Here is a 19,146-nt window from a genome sequence, read left to right as displayed (position 1 = left end):
ACCGCCGTGGCGCACGGCCACACCGGCCGGACGGCCGGTGACCACGGCGACGGAGGAGACCTTGGGGGCGAGTGCGGCGAGTGCGGGGACCGCGTCGGGGTGCGCGCGGGCGCGGTCGGGGTCGGGGACGATGGGGGCGAGGGTTCCGTCGAAGTCGAGTGCGACGACCGTCCGGGCCGGGCGCGTGAGGATCGCTTCCAGAGCGTCGCGTCCGGCGGGGGTCACCGGGGCCGGCAAGGAGTCCTTGGATTCGGGGTGGCTGCCCATGGAGCGACCCTATCCGGGTGAGCGCGGGCGCACTCCCGACTCGTGCCCGAGCGGGCGACCCGCGGGCCGGAATGCCTCGATCCCGCCGCTGGCCCCGCCGGCCGCCCACGCCGCCCCGTCCCGCAGGCCGGCCTCACCGCTCGTCCCGGCGGGCCTCCCGCACGCGGCGCAGCCTGTTCACCGTGACGGGGTCGTGCGCCAGGGCCCTCGGGTCGTTCAGCAGCGCGTTGAGCAGCTGGTAGTAGCGGACCGGGGCCAGGCCCAGCTGTTCGCGTATGGCGCGCTCCTTGGCGCCGGGGCCGGAGAAACCGCGGCGCTCCAGGGCGAGAATGCTCCGCTCGCGCGCGGGCAGCTCTTCCATCTCTCTCCTCGCGTGGAAACCCCGGCCTCCGGGCCGGGCGGGGAACGCGCCGCGTGCGCCGGAGTCGCCACGCGGCGCGTTGTGCTTCGCGTCCTCCCCCGGCGGGGGTCAGGGCTCGGCCGTCATGGGACTCCTCGGGGTCGGGTGGAAGGCCCCCTCGCTCACGCGGGGGAGGAGCCGTGGACAGCACGGTAGTCCCCGCCACCGACAACCGCCGGGGCGAGGGAGCGGAACGGGCACCCGGGCGGATGACGGACACCGGGGCGGATGGCTGACACCGGGGCGGATGGCGGACACCGAGGCAAGGGCGGACACCGAGGCAAGGGCGGACACCGGGGCAGGGGCGGAGGCCGTGCCCGTCCCGCCCCGCGTCCCGGGCCGCTCGCCCCCCGGCCGCTCGCCCCGGAACAGAGGGACCCGGCCTCCGTCGTGCGAGTGGACTAGACCTTTCCAGGGGTAAAGGGCGACACTGTCCCCCGTGAGACACGTCATCGCCCTCGATGTGGGCGGCACCGGGATGAAGGCCGCCCTCGTCGGGGTGGACACCGAGCCCTCCCCGGACCGCCCCGGCACGCCGCGTCCGGGGGCCCCCGGGCACCCCGCGCTGCTGCACCAGGCCCGCCGGGCGACCGGCCGTGAGCGCGGACCCGACGCCGTCGTCGAGGACATCCTCGACTTCGCCGCCGAACTGCGCGCCTACGGCGAGGAGCGCTTCGGGACGAGCGCGCTGGCCGCCGGCGTCGCCGTCCCCGGCATCGTGGACGCGCGGAACGGCGTCGCGGTCTACGCCGCCAACCTCGGCTGGCGCGACGTCCCGCTGCGCCGGCTGCTCGGCGAGCGGCTCGGCGGCGTGCCCGTCGCGCTCGGGCACGACGTGCGCACCGGCGGACTCGCGGAGGGCCGGATCGGCGCCGGACGGGGAGCGGACCGTTTCCTGTTCGTGCCGCTGGGCACCGGAATCGCCGGCGCCATCGGCATCGACGGCGGCGTCGAGGAGGGCGCGCACGGCTTCGCGGGCGAGATCGGCCACATCGTCGTACGGCCCGGCGGGGCCCCGTGCCCGTGCGGACAGCGCGGCTGTCTGGAACGGTTCGCCTCCGCGGCGGCCGTCAGCCAGGCCTGGGCCGAGGCGTCCGGGGACCCCGGGGCGGACGCGGCGGACTGCGCCAAGGCCGTCGAATCGGGCGACCCGAGGGCGCTGGCAGTCTGGCAGGAGGCCGTCGACGCGCTCGCCGACGGCCTGGTCACCGCGCTCACCCTCCTGGACCCCCGCACGCTGATCATCGGTGGCGGGCTCGCCGAGGCCGGGGAAACCTTGTTCACACCCCTGCGGGCCGCGGTGGAACGGCGCGTCACGTTCCAGAAGCTGCCGTCCATCGTCCCCGCGGCCCTCGGGGACACCGCCGGATGCCTCGGTGCCGGGCTCCTCGCCCGGGACCTCCTGAACCCCACTTCTACGACTCCCCGGAGGTAACCACCCGATGGCCCCTAGCAAGGTTCTCGCCGGCGCCCGGGTGGTGCTGCCCACCGGGATCGTGCACGACGGCCGCGTGATCATCGACGGTCCGGTGATCGCCGACGCGGGCGCCCCCGGGACGCGGCCGGCCGGAGTTCCCGGGGCGGTGCCCGCGGACACGCCCGTGACCGACCTGTCCGGCCACTGGGTGGTCCCCGGCTTCGTCGACATCCACAACCACGGCGGCGGCGGCGCGTCCTTCACCTCGGGAACGGCCGAGGACGTCCTGCGGGGCATCCACACCCACCGGCTGCACGGCACCACGACCGTCGTCGCCTCCACCGTCACCGGCGACATGCACGGCCTCGCCGAACGCGCCGGGATGCTCTCCGAGCTGGCCGAACAGGGCGACATCGCGGGCATCCACTTCGAGGGCCCGTTCATCTCGCCGTGCCGCAAGGGCGCGCACTCCGAGGAACTGCTGCGCGACCCGGACCCGGCGGACGTCCGCAAGCTCCTCGACGCGGCGCGCGGCCGGGCCAGCATGGTCACGCTCGCCCCCGAACTGCCGGGCGGCCTCGACTCCGTGCGCCTGCTCGCCGAACACGGGGTGATCGCCGCGATCGGGCACACCGACGCGACGTACGAGCAGACGAAGGCGGCCATCGACGCGGGCGCGACCGTGGCGACGCACCTGTTCAACGCCATGCCGGGGCTCGGACACCGCGCCCCGGGCCCCATCGCCGCCCTCCTGGAGGACGAGCGGATCACCGTCGAGCTGATCAACGACGGCACCCATCTGCACCCCGCTTCGCTGGAGCTGGCGTTCCATCACGCCGGTTCCGGCCGGGTCGCGTTCATCACCGACGCGATGGACGCGGCGGGCTTCGGCGACGGCCGCTACATGCTCGGCCCGCTGGAGGTCGAGGTCGCGGACGGCGTCGCCCGGCTGGTGGAGGGCGGTTCGATCGCGGGCTCCACCCTCACCCTCGACCGCGCCTTCCAGCGTGCCGTCACGGTCGACAGGCTGCCGGTCGAGGACGTCGTGGCGGCCATCTCCGCCAACCCCGCCCGTCTGCTGGGCGCGTACGACCGGGTGGGTTCGCTGGAGCCGGGCAAGGCCGCGGACCTCGTGGTCCTCGACGCCGACTTCGCGCTCAAGGGCGTGATGCGCGGGGGTGAATGGGTGGTCGATCCCCAACTGGGATGATTCACACCTTTGTTGCTTGCGGCGGTTGGCCCGGGGGGACTGGGCCGACCGCCGTTGCGTTTGGCATGATCGAGCCTCCGGAACCACCGGCGGGCACCCGAGAGGCGCCCACGTCACAGAACTCTTCGGGGGAGGTCGTCGCAGGTGATCCTCACGGTCACACCGAACACCGCTCTCGACATCACCTATCGCGTGCGGACGCTGCGCCCGCACGGCTCGCACCGGGTGAGCGAGGTGACCGAACGTCCGGGCGGCAAGGGCCTGAACGTGGCACGCGTGCTGGCCGCGCTCGGTCACGAGGTGACGGTCACCGGTTTCACGGGCGGAGCGACCGGCCGCACCGTGCGGGACCAGCTCGCCGGGACGGCCGGGGTGGTGGACGCGCTCGTCCCGGTGCGGGGTTCGACGCGCCGCACGATAGCCGTCGTCGACACGACGACCGGTGACACGACCCAGCTCAACGAACCGGGACCGGCGATAACCCCCGCCGAGTGGTCGGCCTTCCAGGAGACGTACGAGCGGTTGCTGCGCTCCGCCTCCGCGGTGGCCCTGTGCGGCAGCCTGCCCCCGGGCGTCCCGGTCGGCGCCTACGCCCAGCTCGTGCGCAGCGCCCGCGCCTCGGCCGTCCCCGTGCTGCTGGACACCAGCGGGGAGCCGCTGCGCCGGGGAGTCGCCGCCCGCCCCGACATCGTCAAGCCGAACGCCGAGGAACTGGCCGAACTCACCGGCTCCCACGATCCGCTCCAGGCCACCCGGGCGGCCCGCCGGCGCGGCGCCCACACCGTGGTGGCCTCACTGGGCCCGGCGGGGCTGCTCGCAGAGAACGCGGCGGGCCGCTGGCGGGCCACTCCCCCGTGCCGGGTCCACGGCAATCCGACGGGCGCGGGCGACTCGGCGGTCGCGGGCCTGCTGTCGGGGCTGGTCGAGAACCTGCCGTGGCCGGAGCGGCTGGCACGGGCCGCGGCCCTGTCCGCGGCGACTGTACTGGCCCCCGCCGCAGGTGAGTTCGACCGCTCGGCGTACGAGGCCTTCGCCGGCCAGGTGGCGGTGACGAGCGAGACGTCGGCGGCGTAGTCCCGGCGACGGTCCGCGGTCACGCCGGGCGCACGGACCGAGCGGCCCGACACGACGAGAGGGGCGTCACGACAGCACCGCTGTCGTGACGCCCCTCTTCTCTCGTCTACCTACCGTGGACTACTTCCATCCCGATTCCAGCCAGAGCTGGTCGAAGTTCACGTCGCACTGGTTGCCGTCCGCGCAGGAGATCTGGATCGTGTTGGTGCCCTTGTTGAGCGTGATGTCCGCCCAGGTGTTGGTCCAGCCCTTGGCGGCGTCGCCCTCCGCCGCCCGGGCGAAGTTCTTCAGGTTGAGGGGGCGGTCCTGGGCCGTGCCGTTGACCGTGAGGGTGGCGTCGGCGTCCTTGCCGGGCACTCCGTAGTTGACGTTCAGCGTGTACTTGCCAGCCTTCTCGATGCCACTGACGCTCCAGACGACCGACGCGCCGACGTGGTTGAACCCCGTGACGTAGACACCGCCGTCCGCCTTGGCACCCTGGATGTCGGACGCCGTCGTCACGCCGTCACCCAGGTTCAGCGCCTTCGCGTCGGTCTTGGGGAGCTCTTGGGGCTCGTCGGCGCCCTTCGTCTCCTTCTGGGTCGGGGACGCGCTCTGGGAGACCGTGGGGGTCGCGTCGGCCTGGTCGTCGCCCTTGTCGTCGTCCCCGCCGCCCGTCATGGCGACGGCGATGCCGATCACCACCGCGGCGACCACGGCGATCGCGCCGATCAGCAGGCCCTTGGTGTTCGGGCCCCGGCCGCGCCCGCCGCCGCCACCGTGACCGGGCATCGGCGTCCGCGCCGTCTGCGCGCCGCCGGGAACGGTCTCGGGGGCCCCGTAGTGGGCGTTCGGCTGGCCGTGGCCGCCCTGCTGCGGCACCTGGCCGTACGGGGCGGTGGGGGCCTGCTGGCCGTAAGCGCCCTGAGCGGTCTGCTGGCCGTACTTGCGCTCACCGACCGCCCGCACCCGGTTGACCGAGCCCGGGTAGCCGTAGCCGCCGCCCCCGGAGGGCGGTGTGGCTCCGTTGGCCTGCCCGTCGGCGTAGAGATAGCCGAACGGGTCGTCCTCCTCGGGCGTGCTCGCGCCGTTGTTGCCGGGCGTCATCCCTTGGTCTCCTCAGCGGTGCGGTTCTGATGCGGTACACGAACTGAAGGGCGAGCCTACCCGGTTTCGCTGGACCGAACGGGGGGCCTTCACCGCATCGGCGCACCGACCTGCGCCTTATCCCGCGCGCCGGTGCTGTTTGGGACGAGAACGTTTCTCGACGTACATCCGTTCGTCAGCCGATTTCAGCACTTCGTCCGCCGTCATTCCGCAGTGGGCCCACCCGATGCCGAAACTGGCGCCCACGCGGACGGCCCGTCCGTCGACCCGGATGGGGGGAATGATCGCGTTCCTCAGGCGTACGGCGAGGTCCTGGGCGTCCGCGCGGCCGAGACCGTCGGCGAGCACCACGAACTCGTCACCGCCGAGCCGGGCCACCGTGTCGCCGTCCCGGACCCCGTGGGTGAGGCGGCGGGCGACCTCGATGAGAACCTCGTCACCCGCGTTGTGCCCGAACCGGTCGTTGATCGACTTGAAACCGTCGAGGTCGCAGAAGAGCACCGCGAGCCCCTTGGTGCCGTCGTCCGTCTCACCCTCCGGGGCGACGGTGTGCACATGGTGGTCGAAGGCCTCGAACGCCTCGGCGTCGGCCCGGAAGTCGAAGCCGTGCCCGTTCCCGTCGTAGGGGTGGCCGTTGTCGTCGTACTCGCCGGAGAAGTCCGCGTGCCCGTACGCCGCGTCCAGCGAGGCGACCGCGCCGGGCGGCAGGGACTGCGGGCGCCGGCAGAGGCGGGCACCGAGCCGTGAGCGCAGCTCGGCGGAGTTGGGCAGACCGGTGAGGGCGTCGTGCGAGGCACGGTGCGCGAGCTGGAGCTCACGGCGCTTGCGGTCCTCTATGTCCTCGACGTGGGTGAGCAGGAAGCGGGGGCCGTCGGCGGCGTCCGCGACGACGGAGTTGCGCAGGTGGACCCAGACGTAGGTGCCGTCGCGGCGCCCGAGCCTGAGCTCGGCCCGGCCGCCCTCGGCGGAGGTCCGCAGCAGGGTGCCGATGTCCTCGGGGTGCACGAGGTCGGAGAAGGAGTAGCGGCGCATCGCGGAGGCGGGCCGGCCGAGGAGCCGGCACAGGGCGTCGTTGGTGCGCAGGATGCGGCCGTGCTGGTCGCCGCCCATCTCGGCTATCGCCATGCCGGAGGGGGCGTACTCGAAGGCCTGCCGGAAGGATTCCTCGCTGGCGCGCAGGGCCTGCTGCTCGCGCTCCAGGCGGACCAGGGCGCGCTGCATATTGGCACGTAGACGCGCGTTGCTGATCGCGATGGCGCCCTGGAAGGCGTACATCTGGAGGGCTTCACGGCCCCAGGCGCCCGGCCTGCGGCCGTTGCGCGGCCGGTCGACCGACAGCACGCCGATCAGCTCGCCGCGGCCGCCACCGCCGGAGACGTTCGGGGTGTACATCGGCGCGAAGAGGCGGTCGGAGGGGTGCCACTCGTCCTCGAAGCGGGGCGCGGGGCCGTCGGTGTACCACTGCGGTACGTCGTCCTCGTCGAGGACCCAGCCCTCGGTGTGCGGTATGAACCGCAGGTCGCCCCAGGCCTCGCCCATGGTGAGCCGGCGGTCCCAGGAGGCACGGGAGCCGACGCGGCCGGTGATGAGGGCTTCGGCGGCGGGGTTCCCGGCGAGAGCGGCGGCGACGAGGTCGCCGTCGGGGCGCACGAGGTTGACGCACGCCAGCTCGTAGCCGAGCCCGGTGACCACGCCGTCGGCGACGGTCTGCAGCGTGTCGGCCAGGCTGCGGGCGGTGTTCATGTCCGCCATCACCTGGTGCAGCTGCCGCAGGGTCGCAAGACGGACATAGGGCTCCGACTCGGTCTCCATTCGCCCTCCCCTCGAGACCTCGCAGCAACTCCAGGGTTCTCTCGGCGTACTGGGTGCTTTCGGTTCCGTGCTGACTGTTCGGCGTCCCCCGCGAACCCCTTCACGCCGTACTGGTTGGTAGCTTCCCCCGTGTAACGCCTCCGCCACTGAATCACAGCGCGCTCCCCACTCGGTACACAGGGTCAACAAAATATGGCTCCTGTGACTCAAGTCACAGCGAAACCTGAACAATGGAGTGGAGTTTCTGCATTTCAGTATGCGTTTGCCGAACGCATTATTCGACGGCTGTGAGGAACCTGTGCACTTCTGTGACCGTCGAACGAGTACGGACGAGGGTACGGCCGCCCCTCTCCGCCCCCGGACCTAGGTCCCGGTTCGGGCCGAGGTCCGATGTGGCGCCCCCGGTGCGGAGACTAGCGTTTCGGCGTGCTCACGACTCCCTCCGCCCTTCCCGCCACCCCGTCCGTGCATGCTGAGGGGGTGAGCAACGACGAGTTCCGCGCCGCCATGACCCGGCTGGCCGCGGGCGTGGTCCTGGTGACCGCGCACGAGCCCGCGCTGGCCCCGGACGGGCCGCGCGGCGAGGACGTCGGCATGACCGCGACCTCGTTCGTGTCCGTCTCCCTGAACCCGCCGCTCGTCCTGGTCAGCCTGCGCGAGGGGTCCCGGATGGACGACCTGCTCGACGAGCAGCCGCTGTGGGGCGTCTCCGTGCTCGCGGAGAGCCAGCGCCACATCGCCGGCCGCTTCTCCATGAAGGGCCGCATCAGCGACCGGCTCCTCTTCGAGGACATCCCCCGCGTCCGCGGCGAGGCGTCCGGGGCGCTCCTGGTGGGCGGCGCCCTGGCCACCCTGGAGTGCAGCACCGAACAGCGGATCACCGCGGGGGACCACACCCTCGTCATCGGCCGCGTGCTGACGGCCCGGGTGCCGGGCGGGGACGGCGGGCCCCTGACGTACTTCAAGGGCCGCTACCGGCAGCTGGGCTGAGGCGGCCGCGGCGCGGCGCCGGACAGGCCGGGGACGGGAGCGGCCGTCCGGGACGGTGACGCCGGGACCGGCCGGCCGCTCCGGGACGCCGACGGCGCCGGTCACCGCGCTCCCGCCGTGTACGACCGTGAAGACGAGAACACCGGCCGGGCGACCCCCGGCGACCACGACGACACCCGCGACGCCGTCCGCGGGGCGGGCCGCGCGGTCCGGGCCGGGTGCGCGAAGCCGCTCGCGACGGACACCGCGGTGACGGCGCCGGCCGTCACGCCCCGCTCCGCGCGGGCCGCGGCATCCGGGGGCGGTGCCGCCGACGGGACCGGCGCCGGACCGGGCGCCGGACCGGGCGTCCGCCCCTGCCGCCCGGCCGTCGGCTCCGGCGGCCCCTCCCCCGCGGACCCTGCGCGATCGCAACGCGTCCGGGCGGAGCCGGGTCAGTAGACCCCGCTGTAGGACGGCAGGTCGTGGCTACAGCTCGCGGCCTGGTACTGGTCCATCCCGCGGTCGTTCTTCGCGTGGACCAGGACGACCTGGCCGGTGCCCGGGCCGAAGACCCCGTCGACGACGAGTTCCTTGGTGGCCCAGGTGCGGTTGGAGATCTCCTGGAGGCGCTTGACCCCGAGCTGCGTCTGGGGGCCGAACTTGCCGTCCACGGCGATGCGCATGCCGGTGTACCAGTTCACGAAGAACTGCACGCAGGCGACCTGGCGCGCGTAGTTGGGGTAGCCGTAGCCGACGGTCGGGTTGCCGGGGTCGGCCTGGACCGTGGTGGTGCCGGCGGCCAGGACGGCCACGGCCGCGGCGCCCAGCACACCGCTCCGCAGGGCCTTGAGGTGCTTCATCGGGCCATTCCTTTATGTGTACATGTAAGGACGATGGCGCGATCGTACCCGCGCGGCCCCGCCGGACCCTCCGCCGCCAGGCCTCACCAAGTAGCCCTGGCGGGGCGCCCCTTCATGGAAGGGACCAGGGCCTGTCCGGCGGATCAGGTCAGAGGAAACTTACGGTGCTGAACAGACCCCGCGTCTCCGGCATGATCCGCCGGACAGGCCCTAGCCCCAGTCGCGGCCCGTGCGGCCGCGCTTGGTCTCGGAGCGGGCCTTCTTCTCGCGCAGCCGGCGTTCGTTGATGCCCCGGGGGATGCGGGTGGGGCGGCGCGGTCTGGGCGGCGGCGCGGTGGCCTCGGCGAGCAGGGAGGCGAGCCGCACGGCCGCCGTCTCGCGGTTGCGCCACTGGGAGCGGTGCTCGGAGGACCGGACGCTGATGACCCCGTCGACGAGCCGTCCCGCCAGCTTCTCGAGGGCGCGGTCCTTCCACACGGGCGGCAGCGCCTCGGTGTTCGCGAGGTCGAAGCGGAGTTCGACCTGCGAGTCGCTGGTGTTCACGTGCTGTCCGCCCGGACCGCCGGAGCGCGAGAAACGCCACATGAGCTCGGCCTCGGGCAGGGAGACGGAGCCGCGGATGACATAGGGACCGGACATGTGTTCATGGTCGCGTGCACGACCGGTTCGCGTCACCCGTTTTTCGGCGTCTGTCGGGGTGAAGAAGGGGAGTCCGGGTAAAAATGGTAAAGACAGGCGGAACCTCGAGTACCCCCCTTGGCGTTCATAGGGGTGACGGTAGCTTCGTCACCGGTACGAAGCCCGTACGTCACGAGGGAAGGGACTCCCAACAATGGCTGTAAGCCTGTCCAAGGGTGGCAACGTCTCGCTCACCAAGGAGGCTCCGGGCCTGACCGCCGTCACCGTGGGCCTCGGCTGGGACGTCCGCACCACCACGGGCACCGACTTCGACCTCGACGCCTCGGCCATCGCGGTCAACACCCAGGGCAAGGTGTACTCGGACGCCCACTTCGTGTTCTTCAACAACAAGCAGACCCCGGACCAGACCATCGTCCACACCGGTGACAACCGCACGGGTGAGGGCGCCGGCGACGACGAGGCCATCAACGTCAACCTGGCCGGTCTCCCGGCCGACATCGACAAGATCGTCTTCCCGGTCTCCATCTACGACGCGGAGAACCGCTCGCAGAACTTCGGCCAGGTCCGCAACGCCTACATCCGCATCGTGAACCAGGCCGGCGGCGCCGAGATCGCCCGCTACGACCTCTCCGAGGACGCGGCCACCGAGACCGCCATGGTCTTCGGCGAGCTCTACCGCAACGGCGCGGAGTGGAAGTTCCGCGCGGTCGGCCAGGGTTACGCCTCGGGCCTGGTGGGCATCGCGCAGGACTTCGGCGTCAACGTCTGACCGCCCGGCGCGCACGCATGACGAGTAGAGCCCCCGGACCTCGGTTCGCCGGGGGCTCCTCTCGTGCGCGGCTCACGGGTGGGCCGGTCTGCCCTTCCCGTACAGCCAGTCCTTCCAGATACCGCTGAAGTCCTTGTCCGGCGCGGCCTTCTCGACGTACGCGGTGAAGTCGGCCGTGTCCGCGTTCGCGTGGCGGTGGGTGGCGGTCCAGCCCTGGACGATGTCGTAGAAGGTGTCGTCGCCCACGAGTTGGCGGATCTTGTGGATGACCATCGCGCCGCGGTAGTAGACGGGCGGGTCGGAGATCTGCGCGGGACCGGGCGGATCGGCGGGCGGGAAGGCCCAGATCTCGTCGCTGTCGACGGGTTCGTAGTAGTCGCCCTTGTAGAGGGCGTCGAAGATCTCCTCGGCCGAGTCGCCGCCGTGGTCCTCCTTCCACAGCCACTCCGCGTAGGTGGCGAAGCCCTCGTTGAGCCACATGTCCCGCCAGGACTTCGGGGTGACCGAGTCGCCGAACCACTGGTGGGCCAGTTCGTGGACCAGGATCACGGTGCCGGGAGCGCCGGGGAAGACGGGGCGGGTCTGGGTCTCCAGGGCGTAGCCCGCGTCGTCGGGGCGGTCCACGATCGCCCCGGTGGAGGAGAAGGGGTACGGGCCGAAGTTGTACTGCTCCCAGTCCACGACCTCGGGGAGCTGCCCCAGCACCTTCTTGCTCGCCTGCTTCTGGGTCGGGTCCACCGCCACGTAGACCGGGAGTCCGTTCTTCGCCGTCGAGCGGGTGACGTCGTACCGGCCGATCGCGAGCGTCGCCACATAGCTCGCCATCGGCTGGGGGGTGTGCCAGGCGTACGTCGTGCGCCCGTTCCTGGTCTCCTCGCTCGTCAACTCGCCGTTGGAGACGGCCTGGAGGCCCTTCGGGACGGTGATCCTGACGTCGTACGTCGCCTTGTCGGAGGGGTGGTGGTCGCCGGGGAACCAGGCCATCGACCCCGTGGGCTCCCCGAGGCCGAGGGCGCCGTCGGCCGTGCGCAGCCAGCCCTCCTCGGAGCCGTCGGCGTCGGTGATCGTCCGGGGGGTCCCGGAGTAGCGGACGGTCGCGCTGAACGTCTCCCCCTTGTCGAGGTCGTCGTGCGGGCGCACGGTCAGTTCCTGGCCCGCCCGGCTCCAGCCGGCCTCGCGGCCCTCGACGGTGACGCCGGAGACGCGCATCCCCAGCAGGTCGAGGTGGAAGGCGCTGAGGTCCTGCGTCGCCCGCGCGGTGATCTCGGCGGTTCCCGTCAGCCGCTTGCCCCGGGGGTCGTAGGAGAGGGTGAGTCCGTAGTGCGTGACGTCGTACCCGCCGTTGCCCATCTTCGGGAAGTACGGGTCGCCGACACCGGCCGCGCCGGGCTTCCCGTGCACGTCGTCCCCGCCGCAGGCCGTGAGCCCGGCGACCAGCGCGAGGGCCAGGGCAAAGGGGACGGTGACGGAAGATCGGGGCACATCCGTGATCCTAGGCCGCCGTTCTCCCGCCCGCGGCACGCGGTGGCCACCCGCGGGCCCGAAGCCCCTGGTACGGCCGGAAACCACCGCCCCGGCGCCCCCGCCGCGGCCAAAAACCGCTGCCGGGGCGCCCTCCGTCCGGCCCGGAACCGCCTCCTGCGGCCGGTCGGGGGGCGGACGCCCCCGGCGTGACACCATCACCTCGTGCTCGACATCGGCTACGCCCTCTCCAACCGCTTCCCCGACCCCCCGCAGACCGACTACCGCCGCGCGGACGTCCGCTCGCTGCGGCACGACCTGTTCTGCGGCGACGTCTACCTCGCCGACACGAAGACGGACCGCGAGGTGTCCACCGGCTGGGGCTGGGTGCCGGTGCTCGACTTCGCGTGGGCGCTGTGCGACATCGTGGAGCAGCTCGACCGCGACCCGCTCGGCAGCCGGGCCTCCCGTCCCCAGCAGGCGGAACTCGACTTCACCGAGTCGACCGACCGCATGCTCTTCGAGCGCCGCTTCGGCTGGGTGGACATCGAGGCCGACTGGATGCCGGGCGACGAGGAGCCGCTGACCTTCTCCCACACCGAGCTGCGCCGCGAGGCCCGTGACTTCCTGCACGACCTGCTCGCGGACCTCATCGACCTGCACGAGGACCTGGGCGAGAACCCGGCGATCTGGACGCTTCAGGCCCGCTTCCCCCGCGTCTCCTGAGGGGGCGGCCGACCGGACGGCCGCCTCCCCGCGCGTGACCCGACCGCGCGTGACCCGGCCGTGCGTGGCTTGAGGGCGGGCGGGGCTCAGGCCCCTTCCGCGCCGCCGTCCACCCGTACCCCCAGCGCGGCCGCCAGCACCGGTGCCAGGTCCAGGAGCTGGTGGGTGCTGATGACCGCGCCCGCGAGCCGCTCCACGCCCCGGGCGATGTCCAGCTCCGCCGCCGCGCGCAGGTCCACGTCCACGAGGGTGGCCTCGGTGAGGTCCGCTCCCTTCAGGACGCAGTCCACGAACTCCACCCGCTCCAGGCGGGCGCCCCCGAAGTCCGGCTCGACCAGGACGCAGCCCTCGAAGACGACGTCCTTGAGCCGCGCCTTGCGCAGATTCAGGTAGTCGATCTTCCCGCCGCGCACGACCACCCGCTCCAGGACGGAACCGTGCAGCTGCACCCCGCCGAGGCGGGCGTCGACCAGCTCGACGTCGCGCAGCGTCGACTCGGCGAGATCGGTGCCGACGCCCCGGACGCCGGTGAGGACCGAGTCCAGCACGCGCGCGTGACGCAGCCGGGTCTCGTCCAGCGCGCAGCCCGTCAGCGCGCAGTCCATGAAGCGGGCTCCCCCGCCGTCCTGTCCGGCGAAGTCCGCCTCCCGGAACTCCAGGCCGTCGTAGTCGCCGTCCGGCTCCAGCCCCGCGCCGTCGTACGGCTCCAGCGGAGGCAGCCGCAGCTCCGGCCGCCGTGCCGCCTTCACCCCGGCACCCGGCGCCTTCACACCCGTCCCGCCGCGTCCGCCCGCCACTCTCCTCGCCATGCCCCCATCCTGCCCGCCCCCACCGACAACCGGTGCCGGCCCCCGGGAACACCCCCCATCCCACCTTCCCGGCCCGTGTCTCGCCCTGTGCACGGGAAGGCGTCGCGGGCCCGCGCGGCAGAGGCCCTGGCACCGGCCCGTGTGCCCGGGAGCGCCTTGACCTCAAGCGAACTCGAGGTTGAAGAGTGGATGTTCCACCGGTCTCGCCGTCCATGCCGGTCTCACCGGTCTCACCGACCTCACCGACCTCACCGACCTCACCGACCCCGAGGAGTCCCCGATGCACGCGATCCGTCTGCACGCCTTCGGTCCCGCCGAGAACCTCGTCCACGAGCGGACCGAGGACCCCGAACCGGGCCCCGGCCAGGTCCGGATCGCCGTGGCCGCCGCGGGGGTCCATCTCCTGGACACCGCCCTGCGCGAGGGCGTGACGGGCGGTCCGGCGCCCCTGCCCGTCCTGCCGACCGTCCCCGGCCGTGAGGTCGCCGGGACCGTCGAGTCCCTCGGCGAGGGCGTCGCCGGGCTCTGGCTCGGCAGACGCGTCGTCGCCCACATCGGTTTCGCCCCCGGCGGCTACGCCGAGCTGGCCGTCACGGACGTCGAGCGGCTCCACGAGATCCCCGGGAACCTCGACTTCGCCCAGGCCGTCGCCATGATCGGGACGGGCCGTACGGCCATGGGGATCGTGCAGTTCGCCGACCTCGGCCCCTCCTCCGTGGTCGTCGTACCCGCGGCCGCGGGAGGCATCGGCACGCTCCTCGTGCAGTACGCGCGCAACGTGGGCGCGACCGTGGTGGGCCTGGCGGGCGGCCCGGAGAAGGTGGCGCGGGCCCGCGCGAACGGCGCCGATCCGGCCGTCGACTACACCGATCCCGGCTGGCCGGAGAAGGTCCGCGCGCACCTCGGCGGCCGGGCGGCGACCGTCGTGCTCGACGGCGTCGGCGGCGACGTGGCCCGGGAGGCCGTCGGACTGCTCGGCCCCGGCGGCCGGCACATCGTCTTCGGCTGGTCCGGGGCGGGCGTGCGCGACGGCTCCCCGTACCTCGTGGAAGGGGTGTCCGAGCGGGTGCTCGGCCCCGTGATGATGCGCAGGGCGGGCGGACCCGACCCCGTGCGGACCCTGGAACTGCGGGCCCTGGCCGAGGCGGCGGCCGGGCGGCTCGTCCCGGCCGTGACCCGTTTCCCCCTCGCCGAGGCGGCCTCGGCGCACCGGGCCCTGGAGGACAGGGCCACGATCGGGAAGGTGGTGCTGGAACCATGACCACGATCCGGCGGAACGCGCCCCGCGGAACGAAATCGCCCAAAGATGCGACTCGTTCCGTTCCATGGTCTTCTGGGCGAATGAGTGTCACCCGGACAGGTGAACCCGATGCGCCGGTGGGTCCCGATCCGCATCGCTGGTGGGCGCTGGTGGTCATCGCGCTCGCCCAGCTGATGGTGGTGCTGGACGCGACGATCGTGAACATCGCGCTCCCGTCCGCTCAGCGCGCTCTCGGCATGTCGGACGGCAACCGGCAGTGGGTCATCACGGCCTACACGCTGGCCTTCGGCGGCCTGCTGCTGCTCGGCGGCCGCATCGCCGACCTCGTCGGGCGCAAACGCACCTTCGTCATCGGCCTGATCGGCTTCGCGGTGGCGTCGGGCCTCGGCGGCGCGGCCACCACGTCCGGCATGCTGTTCGGCGCCCGCGCCCTCCAGGGCGCCTTCGCCGCCCTGCTCGCGCCCTCGGCGCTGTCCCTGCTGACCACGACCTTCACCGATCCCAAGGAGCGCGGCAAGGCGTTCGGCATCTACGGCGCGCTGGCGGGCTCGGGCGCGGCGATCGGCTTCATCGTGGGCGGTCTGCTGACGGAGTACCTGAACTGGCGCTGGTGCCTGTACGTGAACATCCCCATCGCGGTCATCGCGGTCTTCGGCGCGTTCGGGCTGCTGCGCGACCGGCCGGGACACAGGAACGTCCGGCTGGACGTGCCCGGCGCGGTGCTGGGCTGCGGCGGACTGGTGGCGATCGTCTACGGGGTCAGCGAGGCGGAGTCGCACGGGTGGTCGGACCCGCTGGTGCTGGGTCTCCTCGCGGGCGGGGCGGCACTGCTGGTGGTGTTCGTGTGGTGGCAGAACAGGGCGCCGAGCCCGCTGCTGCCGCTGCACATCGTCAAGGACCGCAACCGCGCCGGCTGCTTCCTGACGATGGGGCTCGCCGTCATCGGCATGTTCGGCGTGTTCCTGTTCATGACCTACTACCTACAGGTCGTCCTCGGGTACTCGCCGGTGAAGACCGGTCTCGCGTTCCTGCCGCTGACCGTCGCGATCATCATCGGTTCGACGCAGATCTCGGCCCGGCTGCTGCCCCACGTGGCCCCGCGCGTGCTGATGGTCCCGGGCATGATCCTGGCCGCCGGCGGCATGCTGTTCTTCACCCAGCTCACCGTGAACTCCGACTACGCGGGCGAGCTGCTGCCCGGTCTGCTCCTGCTGGGCCTCGGCATGGGCCTGACCTTCATGCCGGTCTTCGCCACCGCCACCGCGGGGGTCGCCCCGCAGGACGCGGGCGTGACCTCGGCGACGGTCAACACCTCGCAGCAGGTCGGCGGTTCGATCGGCACGGCGCTGCTGAACACCATCGCCACCACCAGCAGCGCCGCCTACATCACCGCGCACCTCCGCGATCCCGCGCAGAAGGCGCTGGTCGTCCGCGAGGGCACGGTCCACGGCTACACCGTGGCCATCTGGTGGGCCGCCGGGATCATGCTCCTGGCCGGGCTGGTCGCGGGACTCATGGTCACGGCCAGGCCTCCCCGGCACGCGCCGGCGGACGCGGCGGTCCCGGAGTCGGTGGCCTGACCGCCGGGCCCTTCGTTCCTGACCCGCCCCCGCCGCCTCAGTGGCGCCCCGCCACCCGGTCCGCGATCCGGGCCAGCCGGGAGGACTCCGGGCTGTGGGTGGCCGTCTCGCGGCGGTCGGCCGTGCGGTAGGTCGCGTACATGCCGTGGACACCGATCCAGCGGAAGGGCTCCGGTTCCCACTTGCGGACCTCGTGGCCGACCCAGGGCAGGCCGGTCAATTCGGTCGCGTCCGCCCCGCCGGAGTCCCGCAGCACGAGGTCGCGCAGGGTGCGGCCGGCGAGGTTCGTGGTGGCGACGCCGGAGCCGACGTAGCCGCCGGCCCAGCCGAGGCCCGTGGAACGGTCCAGGGTGACGGTGGCGCACCAGTCGCGCGGGACGCCGAGGACGCCCGACCAGGCGTGGGCGACCCGGACACCGGTCAGCGACGGGAAGAGGCGGACGAGGATCTCGTACAGGGCGTCGACGGTGGAGGCCTGGGTGCGGCCGTCGTTGTCGGTGCGCGAGCCGAAGCGGTACGGGACCCCGCGGCCGCCGAGCGCGATGCGGCCGTCGGCGGTGCGCTGGGCGTACATGTAGGCGTGCGCCATGTCGCCGAGCGTCTCGCGGCCCTCCCAGCCGATCCGCGCCCACTGGTCGTCGGTCAGCGGCTCAGTCGCGATCATGGAGGAGTTCATCGGCAGCCAGGTCCGCCGCTGGCCCTTGAGGTTCGCGGTGAAGCCCTCGGTGCAGCGCAGGACGTAGGGGGCGCGGACGGTGCCGTACGGGGTCACCGCGTGCTTCGGGCGGATCTCGGTCACCGGCGTCTGCTCGTGGATCGTGACGCCGAGCGCCTCGACGGCCGCGGCGAGGCCCTTGACCAGCTTCACCGGGTGCAGCCGGGCCCCGTGCGGGGTCCAGGTCGAGCCCACCGCGTCCGCGATCCGGATCCGCTCGGCGGTCTCCTTCGCGCCGTACAGCTCGCGGTCCTTCTCGCCGAACGACAGCTCGTGCGCGTGGAAGTCCTTGAGCCGCGCGAGCTGGGCGGGCGTGTACGCCACCTCCAGGACGCCGCCCTGGTGGACGTCGGCCTCGATCCCCTCCTCGGCGGCCACCCGGACGACCTCGTCCACGGTGTCGTTCATGGCCCGCTGGAGCCGCCCGGCCGCCTCCTTGCCGTGCAGCCGCGCGTACCGGTCGCGGCCCGCGATGCCGTTGTAGAGCCAGCCCCCGTTGCGCCCCGAGGCGCCGTAGCCGCAGAACTTCTGCTCCAGGACGGTGACGCGCAGGGAGGGGGCCGCCTTCTTCAGGTAGTACGCGGTCCACAGTCCCGTGTAGCCGCCGCCGACCACGACGACGTCGGCACTCGCGTCGCCGGGCAGCGGCTCCCGGGGCGCGGGCAGGCCGTCGTCCGCGTACCAGAAGGAGACGCCACCGTTCACGACATTGCCCACCGAGCTGCTCATGACGGGACGCTAACTCCGGAAAGTGCCGGCTGTCTCCTTCGGATTCCATGCTTTTCCGCGCCCCCTGGTCAACGGATAACAGGCCAGACCGAGGAGGACGGAGGTGAAATGCCCGAGATCGGTGAAGGTCCGCCCGGTCACGAAAGGAATGCCGTACAGCGCCAGAACCGCCGCCAGATACAGATAGCGCCAGGGCGCCGCGATCCGGTAGGTGAGCACGCCGACCACTCCCGCCAGCGCGTAGCTCACCCCGACGTCGAGGGTGTCGGCCGCGGAGTGCGGCGCCATGCCGTGCTTGATCGCCCAGAGCAGCGCACCCTCGCTGACCAGCGTCGACAGGACGTGCGCGGTCGCGTTGACCGCGAGCCAGCGGGCCGTTCCCAGCCAGCGTTCGGCCGGTGCCTGGAAGACGGTGTAGAGAACGGCGTACGGGATCCAGTGCCCGCCGTCGATCCACATCGCGCTCGCGAACAGCACCCGCACCGGATTGTTCGACAGTTCGTGGATGTTCGTCGAGCGCTGTCGCAGGAAGTCCTCTTCGAAATCCGGGGACATGTGGTGCAGGGCCACGGTGGTGACGAAGAGAATCGCCAGCCAGACATAGGTGCCCGGCGCGCCGCGCACATACATCCACACCCTGTGGAAGAACCGCTCACCTCGCATGACCCGCCTCATCCATGCCGGTAGTGTCCCTTATCCGCGATCGGCATTCCGGACGATCCGCCCGCGCCGGGGGAGCCTGCGGCACGACGGCGGACCGGGCCCGGCCGTACGGGCGGCCGCGGCGCCCCCTACCCTCGGCCCATGATCCGTATCGCGACCCCCGACGACGTCCCCGTCATCCACACCCTGATCCGTGAGCTCGCCGAGTACGAGAAAGCCCTGGAAGAGGCGCGGGCGACACCGGAGCAGCTGCACGAGGCGCTGTTCGGGGAGAATCCGGCCGCGTACGCGCACATCGCCCAGGACGACGCCACGGGCGAACCGGTCGGCTTCTCGGTGTGGTTCCTGAACTTCTCGACCTGGCGCGGCGTCCACGGCATCTACCTGGAGGACCTGTACGTACGCCCCTCGGCGCGCGGCGGCGGCCACGGCAGGGCGCTGCTCACGGAACTCGCGCGGATCTGCGTCGACCGCGGCTACCAGCGCCTGGAGTGGTCCGTCCTGAACTGGAACCGGCCCGCGATCGGCTTCTACGAGTCGCTCGGCGCGCGCCCGCAGGACGAGTGGACGGTGTACCGGCTGACGGACGAGGCACTGGAGTCCCTCGGCAAGCGCGGCTGAGGCACGAAGGCCCGGCGCTTCCCGGGACGGGACGACCACGGCACCGCGTCCACGCGGCCGGCACTCGACGCCTCC

19 protein-coding genes are annotated in these 19,146 nt (G+C 72.5%); 9 read left to right on the top strand and 10 right to left on the bottom strand.

Annotated features, from left to right (window positions below; translation table 11 throughout):
- Both CW362_RS32825 and CW362_RS32820 read right to left on the bottom strand, forming a co-directional pair.
- Positions 1-267: trehalose-phosphatase (locus tag CW362_RS32825; RefSeq protein ID WP_276313720.1), on the bottom strand; the 267-nt coding region annotated here is incomplete at its 3' end.
- 133 nt (positions 268-400) lie between these two features.
- Positions 401-628 carry a DUF3263 domain-containing protein gene (locus CW362_RS32820; RefSeq protein WP_103553249.1) on the bottom strand — a complete coding sequence of 76 codons (228 nt, stop codon included), beginning with the start codon at positions 626-628 and terminating at the stop codon, positions 401-403.
- A gap of 478 nt (positions 629-1,106) precedes the next feature.
- On the opposite strand from CW362_RS32820, the gene CW362_RS32815 reads away from it, so the two are divergent.
- From CW362_RS32815 to CW362_RS32805, 3 genes are all read left to right on the top strand, one after another.
- Positions 1,107-2,102 carry an ROK family protein gene (locus CW362_RS32815; protein WP_103553248.1) on the top strand — a complete coding sequence of 332 codons (996 nt, stop codon included), beginning with the start codon at positions 1,107-1,109 and terminating at the stop codon, positions 2,100-2,102.
- A gap of 7 nt (positions 2,103-2,109) precedes the next feature.
- Complete coding sequence (nagA, locus tag CW362_RS32810; protein ID WP_103553247.1) at positions 2,110-3,294, top strand: N-acetylglucosamine-6-phosphate deacetylase; 1,185 nt, start codon at positions 2,110-2,112, stop codon at positions 3,292-3,294.
- A gap of 144 nt (positions 3,295-3,438) precedes the next feature.
- Positions 3,439-4,368, top strand: coding sequence for a 1-phosphofructokinase family hexose kinase (locus CW362_RS32805; RefSeq protein ID WP_103553246.1), 930 nt, complete (start codon positions 3,439-3,441; stop codon positions 4,366-4,368).
- 120 nt (positions 4,369-4,488) lie between these two features.
- On the opposite strand, the gene CW362_RS32800 is transcribed toward CW362_RS32805, so the two are convergent.
- The gene (locus CW362_RS32800; protein WP_103553245.1) at positions 4,489-5,454 is read right to left on the bottom strand and encodes a CBM35 domain-containing protein; all 966 of its coding nucleotides are present in this window, start codon (positions 5,452-5,454) and stop codon (positions 4,489-4,491) included.
- Between the two features lie 117 nt (positions 5,455-5,571).
- A complete protein-coding gene (gene cdgB / locus CW362_RS32795; RefSeq protein ID WP_103553244.1) occupies positions 5,572-7,266 on the bottom strand; it encodes a diguanylate cyclase CdgB in 1,695 nt (564 codons plus the stop codon).
- Positions 7,267-7,692: 426 nt separating this feature from the next.
- On the opposite strand from cdgB, the gene CW362_RS32790 reads away from it, so the two are divergent.
- The gene (locus CW362_RS32790; protein ID WP_103553243.1) at positions 7,693-8,256 is read left to right on the top strand and encodes a flavin reductase family protein; all 564 of its coding nucleotides are present in this window, start codon (positions 7,693-7,695) and stop codon (positions 8,254-8,256) included.
- Between the two features lie 434 nt (positions 8,257-8,690).
- Here CW362_RS32790 and CW362_RS32780 read toward each other — a convergent pair whose 3' ends face one another.
- The gene (locus tag CW362_RS32780; protein ID WP_103553241.1) at positions 8,691-9,098 is read right to left on the bottom strand and encodes a peptidoglycan-binding domain-containing protein; all 408 of its coding nucleotides are present in this window, start codon (positions 9,096-9,098) and stop codon (positions 8,691-8,693) included.
- A gap of 210 nt (positions 9,099-9,308) precedes the next feature.
- A complete protein-coding gene (gene arfB, locus CW362_RS32775; protein WP_103553240.1) occupies positions 9,309-9,737 on the bottom strand; it encodes an alternative ribosome rescue aminoacyl-tRNA hydrolase ArfB in 429 nt (142 codons plus the stop codon).
- 193 nt (positions 9,738-9,930) lie between these two features.
- Here arfB and CW362_RS32770 point away from each other — a divergent pair, with 193 nt between their 5' ends.
- Complete coding sequence (locus CW362_RS32770; RefSeq protein ID WP_055636540.1) at positions 9,931-10,506, top strand: TerD family protein; 576 nt, start codon at positions 9,931-9,933, stop codon at positions 10,504-10,506.
- 72 nt (positions 10,507-10,578) lie between these two features.
- On the opposite strand, the gene CW362_RS32765 is transcribed toward CW362_RS32770, so the two are convergent.
- On the bottom strand, positions 10,579-11,988 hold the full coding sequence (locus tag CW362_RS32765) for a M1 family metallopeptidase (RefSeq protein ID WP_103553239.1): 1,410 nt from the start codon (positions 11,986-11,988) through the stop codon (positions 10,579-10,581).
- 204 nt (positions 11,989-12,192) lie between these two features.
- Here CW362_RS32765 and CW362_RS32760 point away from each other — a divergent pair, with 204 nt between their 5' ends.
- Positions 12,193-12,693, top strand: a complete 501-nt coding sequence (locus CW362_RS32760) for a hypothetical protein (protein ID WP_103553238.1) — start codon at positions 12,193-12,195, stop codon at positions 12,691-12,693.
- 86 nt (positions 12,694-12,779) lie between these two features.
- Here CW362_RS32760 and CW362_RS32755 read toward each other — a convergent pair whose 3' ends face one another.
- Positions 12,780-13,502: a pentapeptide repeat-containing protein gene (locus tag CW362_RS32755; RefSeq protein ID WP_103553237.1), complete on the bottom strand. Its 723-nt coding sequence runs from the start codon at positions 13,500-13,502 to the stop codon at positions 12,780-12,782.
- 280 nt (positions 13,503-13,782) lie between these two features.
- On the opposite strand from CW362_RS32755, the gene CW362_RS32750 reads away from it, so the two are divergent.
- Positions 13,783-14,763 carry a zinc-binding dehydrogenase gene (locus CW362_RS32750; RefSeq protein ID WP_103553252.1) on the top strand — a complete coding sequence of 327 codons (981 nt, stop codon included), beginning with the start codon at positions 13,783-13,785 and terminating at the stop codon, positions 14,761-14,763.
- Positions 14,764-14,843: 80 nt separating this feature from the next.
- Positions 14,844-16,343: an MFS transporter gene (locus CW362_RS32745; protein WP_103553236.1), complete on the top strand. Its 1,500-nt coding sequence runs from the start codon at positions 14,844-14,846 to the stop codon at positions 16,341-16,343.
- A gap of 37 nt (positions 16,344-16,380) precedes the next feature.
- Here CW362_RS32745 and CW362_RS32740 read toward each other — a convergent pair whose 3' ends face one another.
- Positions 16,381-17,787, bottom strand: coding sequence for an NAD(P)/FAD-dependent oxidoreductase (locus CW362_RS32740; protein ID WP_103553235.1), 1,407 nt, complete (start codon positions 17,785-17,787; stop codon positions 16,381-16,383).
- A 9-nt stretch (positions 17,788-17,796) separates the two neighbouring features.
- Complete coding sequence (locus CW362_RS32735) at positions 17,797-18,450, bottom strand: rhomboid-like protein (protein ID WP_206301118.1); 654 nt, start codon at positions 18,448-18,450, stop codon at positions 17,797-17,799.
- A gap of 141 nt (positions 18,451-18,591) precedes the next feature.
- Here CW362_RS32735 and CW362_RS32730 point away from each other — a divergent pair, with 141 nt between their 5' ends.
- Positions 18,592-19,071: a GNAT family N-acetyltransferase gene (locus CW362_RS32730; protein WP_103553234.1), complete on the top strand. Its 480-nt coding sequence runs from the start codon at positions 18,592-18,594 to the stop codon at positions 19,069-19,071.
- The last annotated feature ends 75 nt before the right edge of the window (positions 19,072-19,146 follow it).

Source organism: Streptomyces populi (assembly GCF_002911015.1).
Lineage (GTDB): Bacteria > Actinomycetota > Actinomycetes > Streptomycetales > Streptomycetaceae > Streptomyces > Streptomyces populi.
The sequence above is the reverse complement of the archived record's forward strand: the minus strand, read 5'-3'. Positions and strand labels throughout refer to the sequence as shown.